This is a genomic window from Janthinobacterium sp. PAMC25594, from assembly GCF_019443505.1.
Classification (GTDB): Bacteria; Pseudomonadota; Gammaproteobacteria; order Burkholderiales; family Burkholderiaceae_D; genus Janthinobacterium.
Genome location: NZ_CP080377.1, coordinates 1722057 through 1737066, shown reverse-complemented (window position 1 = coordinate 1737066; position 15010 = coordinate 1722057). Strand labels below are relative to the sequence as shown.

Annotated in this window: 11 protein-coding genes; 8 read left to right on the top strand and 3 right to left on the bottom strand. The window is 62.5% G+C overall.

Translation table 11 applies throughout. The features are described 5' to 3' along the window. Positions 1-62: 62 nt before the first annotated feature. Entirely contained in the window at positions 63-1331 is a 1269-nt protein-coding gene (locus KY494_RS07670; protein ID WP_219890489.1) for a carbohydrate porin, read from the bottom strand. Positions 1332-1640: 309 nt separating this feature from the next. On the opposite strand from KY494_RS07670, the gene KY494_RS07665 reads away from it, so the two are divergent. The 8 genes from KY494_RS07665 to KY494_RS07630 all read left to right on the top strand — a co-directional run bounded on the left by KY494_RS07665 (position 1641) and on the right by KY494_RS07630 (position 11406). Beyond that, positions 1641-2951: a sugar ABC transporter substrate-binding protein gene (locus tag KY494_RS07665; protein WP_219134729.1), complete on the top strand. Its 1311-nt coding sequence runs from the start codon at positions 1641-1643 to the stop codon at positions 2949-2951. A 179-nt stretch (positions 2952-3130) separates the two neighbouring features. Further along, positions 3131-3991, top strand: a complete 861-nt coding sequence (locus tag KY494_RS07660) for a carbohydrate ABC transporter permease (RefSeq protein ID WP_219890488.1) — start codon at positions 3131-3133, stop codon at positions 3989-3991. A gap of 10 nt (positions 3992-4001) precedes the next feature. Then, positions 4002-4820 (top strand): carbohydrate ABC transporter permease, encoded by an 819-nt coding sequence (locus KY494_RS07655; RefSeq protein WP_071078291.1) that lies wholly within the window; start codon positions 4002-4004, stop codon positions 4818-4820. Between the two features lie 18 nt (positions 4821-4838). Further along, entirely contained in the window at positions 4839-5888 is a 1050-nt protein-coding gene (locus KY494_RS07650) for an ABC transporter ATP-binding protein (RefSeq protein WP_219890487.1), read from the top strand. Next, positions 5888-7363, top strand: a complete 1476-nt coding sequence (locus KY494_RS07645; RefSeq protein ID WP_219890486.1) for a mannitol dehydrogenase family protein — start codon at positions 5888-5890, stop codon at positions 7361-7363. Before KY494_RS07650 ends, KY494_RS07645 begins: the two co-directional genes overlap by 1 nt. Positions 7364-7378: 15 nt before the next feature. Next, complete coding sequence (locus KY494_RS07640; protein WP_219134733.1) at positions 7379-8296, top strand: AraC family transcriptional regulator; 918 nt, start codon at positions 7379-7381, stop codon at positions 8294-8296. A gap of 57 nt (positions 8297-8353) precedes the next feature. Next, positions 8354-9280, top strand: a complete 927-nt coding sequence (locus tag KY494_RS07635) for an AraC family transcriptional regulator (RefSeq protein WP_219134734.1) — start codon at positions 8354-8356, stop codon at positions 9278-9280. A 71-nt stretch (positions 9281-9351) separates the two neighbouring features. Further along, entirely contained in the window at positions 9352-11406 is a 2055-nt protein-coding gene (locus tag KY494_RS07630; RefSeq protein ID WP_219890485.1) for an esterase-like activity of phytase family protein, read from the top strand. Positions 11407-11534: 128 nt separating this feature from the next. Here the strand turns inward: KY494_RS07630 and KY494_RS07625 are convergent, their stop codons facing one another. Both KY494_RS07625 and KY494_RS07620 read right to left on the bottom strand, forming a co-directional pair. Next, complete coding sequence (locus KY494_RS07625) at positions 11535-12542, bottom strand: IS110 family transposase (RefSeq protein ID WP_375143462.1); 1008 nt, start codon at positions 12540-12542, stop codon at positions 11535-11537. A gap of 229 nt (positions 12543-12771) precedes the next feature. After that, positions 12772-14856 (bottom strand): prolyl oligopeptidase family serine peptidase, encoded by a 2085-nt coding sequence (locus tag KY494_RS07620; RefSeq protein ID WP_375143461.1) that lies wholly within the window; start codon positions 14854-14856, stop codon positions 12772-12774. Between the last annotated feature and the right edge of the window lie 154 nt (positions 14857-15010).

The following is a 15010-nucleotide window of genomic DNA, read 5'->3' as shown; positions in this document are numbered from 1 at the left end:
GGGTAAACAGGAAAGGGCGGAACCGAGGTTCCGCCCTTTTTAATTGCGACCGTTAAACTGGCTTAAAACCAAGTTTCCACCTGGAAACCATACGAGGTGCCGCTGGTATTGTTGTTGTAGATCGGGCCGCCGTTGTTCGACGCGTTGACCGAGGCGGTGGCCGCATCGTTCCATTTGCCGTAGGTGACAAAAGCGCGCAGTTCAGGACGCGACCACAGGCCTGGGCCGGCCGAGATCGTCGGGGCGATGGTCAGCTTGGTCAGGCGCTTGGCCGGCAGGCCGCCCGCTTGCGTCACACGGTCCGTGCCCAGTTCGCCCACCAGCTTGAAGTTGTTGGTGAATGCGTACACAGGACGCACGCCGACCGAGGTCCAGGTCGAGGAACCGGTGGCGTTCGACTCGTCTTTTTGCCACAGGGCGACGAATTCCATGCCGAAATTGGCCATCGGCTGGATCGCCATGTCATTGAAGATACGCGTGCGTTTCACGTCCGAACCGAAATTGGTGTCGCCCGACGCGCCGAACTGCGCGCCCTTGCCAGTGCCGGGACCGACGCCGTACTGCACGCCGAAGGTATTACCGCCGCCGAAGACTTTCGCTTGACGGTGGAAGGCCGACAACTGCCAGCCATTGTGCTTTTGGCCAAATGCGTCGTTGTCCTTGCCTTCGCCGATGATGTAGGTCGCGGCCAGGTCCAGCGTGCCGTTTTCATTGACGGGAATCTCGCCGTAGATGAAGTTCTGGCGCACGGCCGACTTGGTGCTGACGACGCCGGTCTTCGACACGGTGTTGATGTCGTTGTCCTTGAAGAAGGCGTACGAGAATTTACCGGGGCCCGCAGGAATGCGGTCCAGGCCGGCGCCCGTGCCGTTCATGTTGATGTACTGCAAGTCCAGCATGTGAATATCAGGACGGTAGTAGAAGCGTTTACCGATCCAGGCCGTACCGCCGTTCAGGAAATCGAGTCCCTGCGCTTCGACATAGGCCTTGACGATGCCCAGCTTGTTGTCGCCGAAATCGGAGTTTGGCGCGTAGGCGTTGACCCAGATGGTGGCCAGGTAGTTCACGCCGCCGGACTTGGCGACGGACTTGGTGTAGCCGAATTCCGTGTAGGCGTCGCACTCATTGCCCAGACGGTATTTCATGGTATTGCCGCCCAGACCGAAGCAGCCTTGCGAACCGCCGTCGCCGGAGGTATTGCTGCCGGCGCCGGCGCGCAGGTAGCCGTGGAAGCCTTCGGCATCGCTTGGATACATGGGATCGGCCATGGCGGAAGCGCTGGCGATGGCCAGGAGCAGGGCAGGTAAGGTTTTCAATGCAGTGCGATTCATGCGGTCTCCAGAAGAATGTAGGTGGTAGCGCTGGCGCCCGGAGGACGGCCAGCGCACACGGTCTAATGCCGAAAACCAAGTCTAGCAGCGCTTTTTTAACCAGGCCGATACAAAACGTGCAAGTGACGATACTTTCTTTCAAAGTGTTGTTTTTACTTAATATCGATACTCTGGTGCATAGCGGCGCTGCAAAAGAGTATCGAATTGCGGTTTTGGAGTATCAGAAAGTATCAAAGTCCGGTGCTACATTGTGGTCGTGGTGCCAAGTACCTGGGCATTGCCAACGACAAAAAACACTGGAGACACACAATGAAACGTTCCGCCATTGCCGCGCTGTGCGCCGGCGCCTTCTGCTTCGCCTCGTCCGCGATTGCCGCCACCGACCTGGTCATCGCCACCGTCAACAACGGCCACATGATCGAAATGCAAAAGCTCAGCAAGTTCTTCGAGCAAGCCAATCCCGATATCAAGCTCAAATGGGTGACCCTGGAAGAGGGCGTCTTGCGCCAGCGCATGACCACCGATATCGCCACCAAGGGCGGCCAGTTCGACGTGATGACCATCGGCCTGTATGAAACGCCCATCTGGGGCAAGAAAAACTGGCTGATCCCCATCAAGCCGGACGCCAGATACGATATCGACGACCTGCTGCCCGCCATCCGCGAAGGCCTGTCCGGCGACGGCAAGCTGTACGCGTCGCCGTTCTATGGCGAAAGCTCGATGATCATGTACCGCAGCGACCTGGTCAAAAAAGCGGGCGTGACGATCGAGGACCGTCCCACCTGGAACCAGTTGCGCGACGTGGCGGCCAAGCTGCACGATCCGGCCAACGGCGTGTACGGCATCTGCCTGCGCGGCAAGCCGGGCTGGGGCGACAACATGGCCCTGATCACCACCATGGCCAATTCCTACGGCGGCCAGCTGTTCGACATGCAATGGAAGCCGCAATTTACCAGCAAGCCGTGGAAGGACGCGGTCACCATGTACGTCGACCTGATGAAGAAATACGGCCCGCCGGGCGCGGCCGCCAACAGCTTCAATGAAAACCTGGCGCTGTTCAACCAGGGCAAGTGCGGCATCTGGATCGACGCGACGATCGCCGCCTCCTTCATCACGGACCCCAAGCAAAGCAAGGTGGCCGACAAGGTGGCGTTTGCCCAGTCGCCCATCGGCGTGACGGAGCGGGGCGCCAACTGGCTGTGGATCTGGTCGCTGGCCATCCCGTCGAGCTCGAAGCACCCGAACGAGGCGCAGCGCTTCATCAACTGGGCCACCTCGCCCGACTACGTGAAACTGGTGGCCAAGGAAACGAGCTGGGCCAACGTGCCGACGGGTACGCGCAAGTCGACGTATGCGAGCCCCGAGTTCCAGAAAGTGGCGAAATTTGCCGCCGCCGAAGGCAAGGCCCTGGCCACCACGCGCGCCGTGCAAAGCACCATGCTGCCGTCGCCGTACGTGGGCGTGCAATTCGCGTCCATCCCCGAATTCCAGGTGATCGGCGTGGCGGCCGGTCAGCAGATGGCGGCGGCGCTGCTGGGCAAGGTGACGGTGGACCAGGCGCTGGAATTGTCGCAGCAGACGGCGGAGAGGGAAATGCGTAAAGGCGGCTATTACAAGTAAGACCTTTCTTGCCGTCTGGTTTGTAAAACAGGTGTTGCTGTTGTAACCCCAGCCGCGAAAGCTGGGGTCGGTCCTTCGGATCGGAATGCGTCCCATTGGGCCGCATTCCCCCTCAGGGTCCGACCCCGGTATTTCCGCCTTGCGGGTTTAAAAGATACCTCACGTCCCAAGAGAACATTATGAAACGCATTATCCCCCGGACTTTGCTGACGCCGGCCGTGGTCGCCGTCTCCGTCATTTCCGTCGTTCCGCTGCTGATTACCCTGTTTTACGCGTTCGTGCGCTATTCCATGCTCGATCCGAGCGGCCATCCTTTCCATGGCCTGGCCAATTTCCACTTTTTCTTTACCGATGCCTCGTTCCTGCCGGCCTTGCAGAACACGTTTACGTTGCTGTTTTCCGTGATGCTGATCACGGTGGTGCTGGGCACGGCGCTGGGCTTGCTGATCAATGAAGCGTTCCCCGGGCGCGCCATCGTGCGCGTGCTCCTGATTTCGCCGTTTCTCGTCATGCCGGCCGTGAATGCCCTGATGTGGAAAAACATGCTGCTCAATCCGATCTACGGCCTGTTCGCGCAGATCAGTCTGTTTTTTGGCGCCACGCCCGTCGACTGGCTGTCGGCCCACCCGCTGTTTTCCATCATCATGATGGTCTCATGGCAATGGCTGCCGTTTGCCTGCCTGATCTTCATGACGGCCCTGCAATCGATGGACCGCGAACAGCTGGAAGCGGCGCGCATGGATGGCGCCACCTATCTGCAGCAGTTGCGCTATCTCTACATTCCCCACCTGGGCCGCGCCGTTTCGGTGGTGCTGATGATCGAGATGATTTTCCTGTTGTCGATTTTTGCGGAAATCTTCACCACCACGGGCGGCGGTCCCGGTTTCGACACGACCACCATCACCTTCATGATTTATCAGCAGGCACTGCTGCCGTATGACGTGGGAGCGGCCTCGGCCGGCGCCCTGTTCGCCGTGCTCATTGCCAACATCGCCGCCTTCTTCCTGATGCGCGTCATCGGCAAGAATTTGTCGAAATAAGGAGACCTTGATGCATAGCAAATTCAATCTGTATGGCCGCACGGCCGCCGCCTGGCTGTGCGCGCTGCTGCTGTTCTTTCCCATCTTCTGGCTGGGCCTGATGGCCTTCAAGACGGAAGGGCAAGCCATTTCCACGCCGCCGCTGCTGTTCTTCACGCCGACCCTGGACAGCTTCCGCGAAGTGCTGGCGCGCGACAATTACTTCGGCTACGCGTGGAACTCGCTGTTTACCAGCGTGGTATCGACGGCCATCGGCCTGTTGATCGCCATCCCGGCCGCGTATTCGATGGCCTTCTTTCCCACGGGCGGCACCATCGGTTTGCTGAAATTCATGCTCAGCTCGCGCTACATGCCCGGCGTGGGCGCGCTGATGCCGATCTATATCTGCTACCAGTACTTCGGCCTGCTCGATACGCGCATCGGCCTGACCATCATGTTCATGCTGATGAATTTGCCCATCATGATCTGGCTGCTGTACACGAGCATGAAGGAGCTGCCGCGCGAAATCCTGGAAGCGTCGCGCATGGATGGCGCCACCGTGTGGGATGAATTCCGCCACGTCGTGCTGCCCCTGTCCGTGGGCGGCATCGCTTCCACGGCCTTGGTTTGCATGGTGTGGTCGTGGAATGAATCGTTCTGGTCGCTGAACCTGGGCGCCTCCAACGCGGGCACCCTGGCCTGGCTCATCGCCTCGTATTCCAGCCCGGAAGGCCTGTTCTGGGCCAAATTGTCGGCCGCTTCGCTGATGGCGATCGCGCCCATCATGGCGCTGGGCTGGTTCTGCCAGAAACAATTGGTCCAAGGTATGACCTTTGGCGCTGTTAAGTAAACACTATTGGATGACATCATGGCTTACCTTCAACTGAGCAATATCGAAAAATTCTTTGGCGAGCACCGCGCCATCAAGGGCATCGACCTGGACATCCAACAGGGCGAGTTCGTCGTCTTCGTCGGGCCGTCCGGCTGCGGAAAATCCACCCTGCTGCGCCTGATCGCGGGCCTGGAACCGATCGACGGCGGCAAGCTGTCGCTCGACGGGCGCGACATCACCAACGTGCCGTCGTCCAAGCGCGACCTGGCGATGGTGTTCCAGTCGTATGCGCTGTATCCGCACATGACGGTGTTCCAGAACATGTCGTTCGCCTTGAAACTGGCCGGCGTCGATCCGGCCATCATCCGCGAAAAAGTCGACAAGGCGGCCGCCATCCTCGACCTGGGGAAATACCTGGAGCGCACGCCCAAGGAATTGTCGGGCGGCCAGCGCCAGCGGGTGGCCATCGGCCGCGCCATCGTGCGCGACCCGAAAGTGTTCTTGTTCGACGAGCCGCTGTCGAACCTGGACGCGGCCCTGCGCGTGCAGACGCGCATCGAGATCGCCAAGCTGCACCGTGAGCTGGGCGCCACCACGATTTATGTGACGCACGACCAGGTCGAAGCGATGACCCTGGCCGACCGCGTGGTGGTGCTGCGCGACGGCCAGATCGAACAGCATGGCTCGCCATTGGAACTGTATGACCGTCCCGCCAACCGTTTTGTGGCGCAATTCATCGGCACGCCCAGCATGAACGTGGTGCCCGCCGACGCGGCGCCGCAGTTGCTGGCGCAGGCGGGCAGCGCGGCGCAGGCGGACGGCTTTGTCGGCATCCGCCCCGAGCACGTGCACCTGGGCGCGGCGCAGCAGGGCAGCGTGCCCGTCACCGTCGACCTGGTCGAATCCTTGGGCGTGGAAACCCTGACCTATGTGCGCTTGCCGAACAATGTGCAGCTGGTGTCGCGCGGCGCGGAACGCAGCAGCCTGCAGCCGGGCCAGCAGACGCATTTGACGTTCGAGCCGGGCTTCGTCCACTATTTTGACCGCGCCGGCAAGACTTACGCGGCGGCGAAAGGAGCGCTGTAATGGAAGCCATCGCATTGAACCAGGCGAACCTGGCGCAGTTGCCCGGCAACGTAGCCGTGCCCGCGTATGCGCGCGAGGCGCTCGTGGCCAGCATCGTACATATCGGCGTGGGCGGCTTCTTCCGCGCCCACCAGGCCGTGTACCTCGATGACTTGCTGGCCTTGCCCGGAAATGAGCAATGGGGCTATTGCGGCGTGGGCTTGCTGGCGCATGACGCGGCCATGCGCGACGCCATGCGGGCGCAGGACGGGCTGTACACGGTGGTCGAACGAAGCGCGGCCGGCGATACCGCGCGCATCATCGGCAGCGTCGGCGAGTATCTGTATGCGCCCGACGAGCCGCAAGCCGTGCTGGATAAGCTGGCCGACCCCGGCACGCGCATCGTCGCGCTGACCATCACCGAGGGCGGCTACTATGTGAATCAGGGCACGGGCGAATTTGACGCGGATCATGCCGATATCGTGCATGAACTGGCGCATCCCGAGGCGCCGCGCTGCTCGTTCGGCTACCTGGCCGCCGCCCTGGCCCTGCGCCACCAGCGGGGACTGGCGCCGTTTACCATCATGTCCTGCGATAACCTGCAAAACAATGGCGATGTGACGCGCAAGATGCTGCTGGCCTTTGTCGCCCTGCGCGACGCAGCACTGGCGCGCTGGCTGGCCACGCATGGCAGCTTCCCCAACAGCATGGTCGACCGCATCACGCCGGCCACCACCGATGAACACCGGGCGCTGCTGCGTGACAGCTTCGGCATCGTCGACGCCTGGCCCGTCGTATGCGAACCGTTCCGCCAGTGGGTCATCGAAGACGAGTTCCCGCATGGCCGCCCGGCCTGGGAAAAGGTGGGCGCGCAGATGACGCACGACGTGCTGCCGTATGAAAAGATGAAGCTGCGTCTCTTGAATGCCAGCCATCAGGCCCTGTGCTACATCGGCATGCAGCTCGGCTACACGTTTGCGCATGAAGCGATGGATGATCCTGGCATCCGCCTGCTGGTGCGGCGCATGATGGATGATGAAGTCACGCCTTTGCTCGATAGCGTGGAAGGAATCGATCTGGAACGGTACAAGGCCACCCTGATCGAGCGCTTTTCGAATCCGGCCGTGCGCGACCAACTGGCGCGCATCGGCACGGAAGGCTCGGCGCGTATTCCGAAATTCGTGCTGCCATCCGTGCGCGAAGCGCTGGCGCAAGGCGGTGCCATCAAGCTGCTGGCGTTTACCGTAGCGTGCTGGTTCCGCTACCTGGAAGGCCACGACGAAGCGGGGCGCGCAATGCCGCTGAACGATCCGTACGCGGCGCGCCTGCGCGCTCTGGCGCTGCAGGGCGGGGCGGACGCCGCGCCGTTGCTGTCCATGCGCGAGCTGTTTGGCGACCTGTCCGACACACCCGCGTTCACGCAGGCGGTGGGCGAAGCGCTGGCCAGCCTGTATGGGCTGGGCGCGCGCGCGGCGCTGGAACAGATCGTCGCCTGACGGGGAGGGCGCGCCATGCCACGCAAAGCCGATGCCGGATTGCCGCAGATGGAGCTGGAACAGCAGCGCGACGCCACGCCCGGCTTCGAGCCGAAAGGCAGTTTCGGTTTCATCCGCTACCTGGAGCACGGCTTTCCGAATGCGCTGGTGCGCTGGCATTACCACGACGAGTACGAGCTGCACCTGATCGTCGCGACGAGCGGCAAGGTCTTTGTCGGCGACTACATCGGCCAGTTTGCGCCCGGCCACTTGGTGCTGACGGGGCCGCGCGTGCCGCACAACTGGGTCTCGCTCGACATGCCGCCGGAAGGCGTGGCCCTGCGCGACATGGTGATCCAGTTCGGCCATGCGCCGCTGGCGTCGATGGCGGCCGCCATTCCCGAATTGAAGGGAATCTTTCCGCTGCTACAGCGCGCCCTGCATGGCGTGGAATTTTTCGGCGTCAGCGAACAGTCGCTGCGGCGCTTCCGGCGCATCCGCGACAGCAGCGGCCTGCCGCGCTTCATCGAGTTTCTGACCCTGCTGGGCGAGCTGGCGCAGACCAGCGACTACCAGCTGCTGTCGACGGTGCCGATGCAGTCGAGCGACGACGACGTGGCCCTGGCGCGCATCAGTTCCGCCATCAACTTCATCGTGCACAATTACAGCAGCCAGTTCTCGCTGAAACAGCTGGCCGAGCAGGTGGACATGCCCGAGCGGACGTTTTCGCGCTTCTTTCGCAGCGCCACGGGCAACAGCTTCACGGACTTCGTCAACCGCCTGCGCATCAACAAGGCGTGCCAGCTGTTGATGGAGACGGAGCGCTATGTCAGCAACATCTGCTACGAGGCGGGTTTTAACAACGTGGCCAATTTCAACCGGCGCTTCCTGGAATTGAAGGGCATGACGCCGAAGGAGTTTCGCCAGCAGGCGCTGGGCCGTTTTGGCGCCTGAGGTTTTTTTTGAGGTACATTCGATGGCACGGGCGTGGACCGCCTGGGAGAGACGAGCATGGAACATGTATGGCACAAGGACGGCGAGCGCAAGGCGCCCGAACTGGAGCGCGAAAGCTACGATGGCATCATCAATTACCTGGAACATGGCTATCCCAGCTCGCGCGTGCGCTGGCACTGCCATGAAGAATACGAGCTGCACCTGATCGTCGCCACCAGCGGGCGCTTGTTCGTGGGCGACTATATCGGCGAATTCTCGCCCGGCCACCTGGTGCTGACGGGGCCGCGCCTGCCGCACAACTGGATTTCCAACGTGATGCCGGAGGGGGGCGTGGCCCTGCGTGACATGATCGTGCAGTTCGCCCACGCGCCGCTGGCCGGCGCCGCGCGCGTCATCCCCGAACTGCGCGAGCTGCTGCCGCTGCTGGAGCGCTCCAGCTATGGCGTGGAGTTTTTCGATATGGGCCACGAGGCCGAGCAGCACCTGGCGCGCATCCGCGCCACGCATGGCGCCGAGCGCTTCGCCGCATTCGTGCAACTGATGAGCAAGCTGGCGCGCACGGCCAACTACCGTTTGCTGTCGAGCGCCTCGCTGCGCTCCTACGATGATGACGCCACCCTGGCCAAGGTGAATTCCGTCCTCAACTACATCACCGATAATTACCGCGAGCCGATTTCGGCGGAAATGCTGGCCGAGCAGGTGGGCATGTCGCTGAGTAAATTCTCGCGTTTCTTCCGCAAGGCGACGGGCAACAGTTTTACCGATTTCATCAGCCGTTTGCGCATCAACAAGGCGTGCCAGTTGCTGATGGACACCGACCAATACGTGTCGAACGTCTGCTACGACGTGGGTTTCCAGAACGTGGCCAACTTCAACCGCCGCTTCCTGCAGGTGAAGGGCGTCACGCCCAAGGAATTCCGGCGTCAGGCCGATGGCCGCTTTGGCGGCATCGGCGGGCCTGTTGCGGATACGCCACTGGCGTGACGGCTGTCACGGGCTTGTCACTTTGAACAGTTACTCTCCTCGGCTTCAATCCCACTTTAGCCGAGGAATGCATGAACGCTGCTGTAACGTCGACCCCGAAACTGACCCTGCTGGCCATCGCCGCCAGTCTGTGCCTGTCCGCCTGCGGCGGCAGCGATAGTACGCCGGCGGAACCTTCCAAGCCCGTGGCGCAGACGGGCGTGTTCCTCGACGGTGCGGTGGAAGGCCTCGATTACGTGGCCGGCAGCGCGGCCAAGGCCAGCACCAATGCCAAGGGCGAATTTACTTGCAACCCGGGCGAGACGGTGGCCTTCAGCGTGGGCGGCCTGGCCCTCGGTTCGGCGCCATGCGGCGCCGTCGTCACGCCGCTGGCGCTGGCCGCCAGCACGAATGTGGCGGACGACAAGGTCGTCAACCGCCTGCTGGCGCTGCAGCTGCTCGACGACGACAGCGATCCCTCGAACGGCATCAAGCTGACGGCCGAAGTGAAAGCTGCGCTGGCCGGCAAGACGCTGGACTTTGCCGCCGCGCCGGCCGTCTTCAACACGGCGCTGGCCGCGCACCTGGCGGCGGTAGGCGGGAAATTCGCCGGCCGCACGGTCGATGCCGAGCGCCGCGCGCTCGTGCGCGAGCATTTCGAAGACACCCTGGCCTCGAAAGCGGGCGCGCCCGTCAACGAAGCGCTGACGCAGGCCAATCCGGTCGGCGAAGTGAAAGTCACCGTGACGCGCTACCAGATCCAGGCTGCCGGCAAATACTATGTGCCGTACGAAGGCGCGAATGCCAGGATCAAGGGCGAATTCCCGAACGGCTTCCTGCCGTCGTATGGTTCGGGCCTGGCCTACAAGGGCAAGAATGCGGCCGGCGACCTGGAATTCTATGGCTTGACGGACCGTGGCCCGAACGGCGACGGCCCGCTGCTGCCCGATCCTTCGGGCAAGGGCACGATCGGCAGCAAGATCTTCCCGTCACCGAGCTTTACCCCTTCGTTCGGCGTCATCACGGTGGGCAAGAACGGCGCCGTGCTGACATCGAGCACGCCGATCAAGGTATCGGCCACCGTCAACAGCTCGGGCTTGCCCGTGCCTGTGGGCGCGGTCGGCAATTCGGCCGAGATTCCCGTCATGGATGCGATGAAGTTCGATGCCGCCGGCAAGGCCGTCTTCAATGCGGGCGGCCTCGATTCGGAAGCCATCGTCGTCGATGCCAAGCGCAACGCGCTGTGGGTCTCGGACGAATACGGTCCCTTCATCGTCAAGATCGATGCCGCCACCGGCATCATCCAGGCCAAGTACGAGCCGGGCAAGGGCTTGCCGGCGCTGTTCGCCAAGCGCCGCGCGAACCGCGGCATGGAAGGCATGACGCTCGACACGAGCAACGACAAGCTGTACGCCTTCCTGCAAAGCCCCTTGTCCGACGGCAGCGCGCCGTACACGGTGACGAAGAAGAATGAACAGGTCGAGCGCTTCGCCCGCTTCACGCGCTGGATCGAATTCGACCCGACGACGGGCACGAGCGGCAAGATGTATGCGTATCCCTTGAATGCGGCCGACTACCAGGATGGCCGCACGGGCAACGCCAAGCTGGGCGACATGGTGGCGCTGGGCGGCGGCAAGTTCCTCGTCATCGAGCAGGGCGCCGCGCCGTCGGGCAAGGTCTTCAATAAACTGATGCTGGTCGAACTGAAGGGCGCCACGGACATTGCGGCCGCCGCCTTCAACGCGACGACCTCCGACCTGGAAAAAAGCAGCATGGGCGGCGCGGCCGTCAATGGCGCCGACTGGGCCGCTGTCACGCCGCTGAAGAAAACTATGCTGCTGGACTTGAACGCCATCGGCTGGGCGGCAGAAAAGGCCGAAGGCCTGACCCTGATCGACGACTCCACCATCGCGCTGGCCAACGACAATGACTTCGGCCTGAAAACCAAGGTATTCGACGCGAATGGCGTGGAAGTCGATGGCGCCGACGTGACCAAGTGCACGGTCGACGCCAATGGCACCATCGTCACCAGCAGCACGGCCGGCTGCAACGCCGCCAACACCATCCGCGTGGCGCGCGGCGACGACCGCGAGCGTCCAAGCCGCTTGTGGATCGTGAAGTTTGCCAAGGCGCTTAATAGCTATTGAACGGGAGCGGTGGTGATGTCGGATTACGCGGCGCTACGCACCGCTAATCCGACCTACGTGAACATGAAAAAGCCGCGCGGTGCAGAGATGCACCGCGCGGCTTTTTTGCGTAGATACTGTTATCCCCGTCAAGCGGCATGCAAGGCCGGATCAAATATTTTTCCCGACCTGAGCACACCGAATGCCACATGCACCAGCTTGCGCATCATGGCGCCGATGATCAGCTTGGGCGCCTTGCCGGCGTCACGCAGGCGCTGACCGAAGCGCTTGCCCCAAGGCGTCTTATGGACTGCCACCATGGCCGGCATGTACAGTGCCTTGCGCAGGAAGCTGTGGCCGACCTTCGACATGCGTGGCTTGCCACGCACGCTGGAACCCGACTCGTGCTGGCGCGGGTCGAGTCCCGCAAACGCTACCGCCTGCTTGGCGCTGTCGAAGCGGTCCGGATTGGCGTAGTAGGACAGCAGTACCGGAATCGTCCGCTCGCCCAGGCCAGGGATGCTATCGAGCAGTTCGCGCTTGTCGCGTAAATCCGGGTCGTCATCGATATGGCGGCGGATCGCCAGGATCAGCGCCTTGATCTCGGCGTCGAGCCAGGCAATATGATCCTCGATACCCTGGCGTACCGCCGCGCGCGCGACTTCAAGCCGGTTGCTTTCCTGCAGGCGCATCGCCTGCAGGGCATCCAGGCGCAGCACCAACGCGCGCAGCGATTGCTCGGCGGGCGATGGCGCCAGCCAGGGCTCTGGCTGGCGTTCGTGGGCGAAGTCGGCGATCAGTTGTGCGTCGACCTTGTCGGTCTTGGTGCGCACCAGGCGCGAAGCGCCGAAGGCCTTGATCTGGGCCGGATTGATGACACTGACCACCATGCCAAGTCCAGCGAGATATTCGGCCACCCCTTCCCAATAGGTGCCAGTCGCTTCCATGCACACCCTGGGGCTGCCGGCAGCGTGCTTCAGCAGCCATGCGTTGAGCGCAGTGAATCCTGTGTGGTTGTTCTCGACAACCTTGTTACGATGCTTGCCGTTGGGTAGGCGCAGCGCGCAGTCGAGCTTGGCCTTGGCAACGTCGATTCCTAAATTAAACATGCTGTGTTCCTCTTGCGATCTACCTTGCAAATGCGGGCTAACCGGCATGCCGGTGCCAAAGATACTGTCCGATCTTGACATGGAGGATGGGTAACTGGTGCGAGATCTACGGAGCTGGCTCGGGGCCTAAGGGCGGATACGGCATCCAGTTACCCGGTCTTGATATGCCTACCAAGATTTTGACAGCGGTCGATGCCGTTCGCAATACCACGAACGGCATGAGGGGAATAATACAAGGTCGGATTAAGCCGAAGGCTGTAATCCGACATGTATCCGCTTATTTTTTCGTGTAGGTATTCAACCAATCCAAAACGGTGTGATGCCACAGCAGCGAATTGGCCGGCTTCAGCACCCAGTGGTTCTCGTCTGGGAAGACCAGCAGCTTGCTCGGGATGCCACGGCGCTGCAGCGCCGTGAAGGTACCCAGGCCTTGCGCGGTGGGGATGCGGAAATCGAGGTCGCCCTGCACCACCAGCATCGGCGTCTTCCAGTTCTTCACGAAATTGACGGGGTTGAACTGTTCGTGCCTGGCCGGTGCGTCGTAATAGGTGCCGCCGTTTTCCCACTCGGTGAACCACAGTTCTTCCGTTGCGTAAGCCATGCCGCGGTTGTCGAACACGCCGTCGTGGTTGACCAGGCATTTGAAGCCGTCCGGCCAGTTACCGGCGATCCAGTTCATCATGTAGCCGCCGTATGACGCGCCCAGCGCGCAGCTGCGCTCGCGGTCCAGCCACGGGAATTTTTTGGTGGCCGCTTCCAGGCCCTTTTGCAGGTCGAGCAGCGGCTTGCCGCCCCAGTCGCCGCTGATGGCATCCGTGAACTTCTGGCCATAGCCGGTGGAGCCGTGGAAGTCGATGAAGACGGTGGCGTAGCCGGCGCCCGCATACACTTGCGGATTCCAGCGGTAGCTCCAGCTGTTGCCGAAGCTTCCTTGCGGGCCGCCGTGCACCAAAAAGGCGATCGGGTACTTTTCGCCGGCCTTGGCGTTCCATGGCTTCATGACGTGGCCGTAGACGGTTTCGCCATTCGCGCCGGCGAACGAGAACTGTTCATATTCGCCGAAACGCACGTCGGCCAGCGCTGCCGCATTCTGCTTGGTCAGCTGCACCATCGGCGCCGATTCCGACCTGGCGTCGAGCTTGCGCGTGTACAGCTGCGCGCCCGAGGCCAGGTTCGCTTGCGCCAGCACGATGGTATTGCCGCGCACGTCGAAGTCGCCCACGGCGCCCTTGCCCGTCAGCGCGTTGACCTTGCCGCTGGCCGCGTCGATGTGGAACAGACGGTGCTGGCCCACGTCATCGGCGGCGACGAGAAAAGCCTTGCCGTCCGGCGTCCAGCGGAAGTCGGCCACGGAACGGTCCCAGTCGTCGGCCAGGGTGCGCTTCTTGCCCGTGGCGACATCCATCAGCACCAAATGAAAACGGTCCGCCTCGAAGCCCGGCTTGGTCATGGCGACATAGGCCAGGGTGCGGCCATCGGGCGACCAGGTGGCTTTCGCATCCCAGGCCGGATTGTCGGCGGTGAGGTTGCGCGGCGCCTGGCCGCCGGCGGCGGAGATCGTGTAGACGTCGAAGTTGGTCGACCACGCTTCCGTGCGGCCGGCCACGCGCACGGAGAAGGCCACCGTCTTGCCGTCCGGGCTGAAGTGGTATTCGCTGTTGTCGCCGAATGGCTTCGATGGCGCGTCGCCATCGAGGGTGCCGCTCAGGCTGACGGGTGCGGCGCTGACCTTGCCGGTCGCGTCGATCGGTGCCGAGTACAGCGCATTGCGGCGGCCATCGGCCCAGGTATCCCAGTGACGCACGAACATCTGGTCGTAGACCATGCCGCTCGCCTTGTTCTTGGTTTTTTCATCGAGGCGTTTTTTCGTGCAGGCGATATCGGCGCAATCGAGGAAGACGCCCATGCTGAAGGCCAGGCGGTCGCCCTGCGGCGACAGGCGATAAGTATCCACGTCCAGCGCCAGGTCGGTGACCTTGGCCGCTTCGCCGCCGTTCAGGGGCAGCTGCCACACTTGCGAGGAGCCGGAGCGGCCCGAGAGGAAGTAGATGGCGTCGCCGTTCGGCGACCATTGCGGGTCGCTGGCGCTGGCATCGCCACGCGTGAGCTGGCGCGGTGCCGCGTTCGGCGCGCGCAGGTCGATCAGCCACAGCTGCGTGTTGCCGCGGTTTTTGTCCAGGTTGGTCGTGCGCACCGTGTAGACGACGCGCGTGGCGTCCGGCGACAGCACGGGGCTGCCCACTCTTTCCATGGCGACCATGTCTTCCACGGTGAAACCGCGCGGCGCGGCCAATGCCGGCACGGCGGCAGTGGTGGCCATGGCGGCACTGAATGCTCCCAAGAGCAGCAGACGTAAACTCATTCAAACTCCCGATTCTGATGACGACGTTATCGATATGGTATTGACGTGGCCGGCTGTACCGCCGGCAGCCCGACATCATAGCAATAAAGACGTGCCCGCTGCGGGAGTTGACCGCCGGTTAGCCGGCGGGAAGTGCCAGTTGGTCGAGTGGGCG